This is a genomic window from Clostridium sp. AF28-12, from assembly GCF_003435225.1.
Taxonomy (GTDB): domain Bacteria; phylum Bacillota; class Clostridia; order Lachnospirales; family Lachnospiraceae; genus Pilosibacter; species Pilosibacter fragilis.
Window position 1 is genome coordinate 1 of record NZ_QWGJ01000060.1, and the last position, 1,438, is coordinate 1,438.

The following is a 1,438-nucleotide window of genomic DNA, read 5'->3' on the forward strand; positions in this document are numbered from 1 at the left end:
ATCGCCGCGAAGCAGGAGATGGATGGTTGGATAATCATTCACGATCACGGCTTTGCCGTGAATAATTCAGGTTTACTTTAAAAATGTGCAATTTCTGACATCTTTCCATTTGTAGCTATAAAAAATTTTCCCATATCAGAATCAAATAATAATGATTTCTCAGGCTTAAGCATATCCAGCTCTTCCGGTATACTCCTTGCAATAATAAAACTGTTTGAACTCAGGGAAAGCAAATCATGATTGCCTACAAAATATTGTCCTATTGATCTCCAGAAATTTGCACCAAATGTCTGCATACTATATAAAACCAGATCCATCTCATCCTCAATATCTATCCCATAGATCATTTCAGCAACACGAATCAGAAATGTTTTCTCAATGCCTGATATAACTACAATTTGGCGGGATCCCAGATTGTAAACCATTTTCTGGCATATAACTTTTCCAAAGTCTTCACCTTGATAGTTTCTATTTATAATCTTCACATTTGCTGCAACATTGAGAAATGAAATCAAATTTGTATTGATCACATTTTTCAGCTGCTCTTCAAAATCACTATTGTATGAAGATATGGCTGAGATTCCTTTCCCTACAATTGCCATATCTTCTGTTATTATATGTTCCAAAAGCCATCCAATTCCATCTCCCACAAGTTCTGCTATCTCTTTTTTGCTGCATTCATTGCGCTTTACAATGTCTGCTTTTTTTTTCAGCAGCATATTATAAAACTCGTCATGCAGCATCTTATGAAATTCATAACCGGCATAACCTATCTCCCGCATATATATTTCTTCACTCTTTGCATGCCTTTTAAAATATCTAAGCATATATTCCAGAGTTTCATTCATAAGGAATAACCGGTACTTCGCATCATCTCCTCTCTCCATTACTCTATTATAAATCTGATCTGATATCCGAAACAATTCTTTATGCTCTTCATCAAGTTTATCTATGCCCATAAGATAATTTTTACTCCATTTGATCATTTTGTCGTCTCCCTTCATGTTTTTATACTGTCAATATGCCTGTATTATCCAATTTTGCAGTTAACGCTTTAACCATTATATCATTCCCATTTTACATTTTCAACACGCGAACTTTACATTTTTAATGAAATATAAAAAGCGCCTCCCGGATTCAGAATATATTCATTCTGTTCCAAGAGACGCACTCACTGTCTTTTTATAAAAATGACTACTTATCCTGAATTATTCACGGAGCAATTTCTAATCTAAACCTTGCACCATGAATTGAAAAAATGATCCATGCAGCCATAACTTCTCTCAATTTGTCAGAAAAAAGGGTATAAAATCCCTAGGACGAGTTTTTGAGCAATTATCATGCTGTCAAGGTCCATTGACGGTTGCTATTCCAGCTGTACATCCAGCTTACCTATTGCAGAAAGGGTGTCATAAAACTCTTCTTTATATGGACAGCT

The 1,438-nt window shown here is 35.0% G+C and carries 1 protein-coding gene; it reads right to left on the reverse strand.

From position 1 onward, the window contains the following. Positions 1-77: 77 nt before the first annotated feature. Complete coding sequence (locus tag DWY93_RS16755; RefSeq protein ID WP_165860035.1) at positions 78-986, reverse strand: hemerythrin family protein; 909 nt, start codon at positions 984-986, stop codon at positions 78-80. Between the last annotated feature and the right edge of the window lie 452 nt (positions 987-1,438).

Bases quoted from the DNA above. Each gene is read 5' to 3' on its own strand.
- DWY93_RS16755 (WP_165860035.1), bottom strand. From the start codon at position 986: ATGATCAAATGGAGTAAAAATTATCTTATGGGCATAGATAAACTTGAT.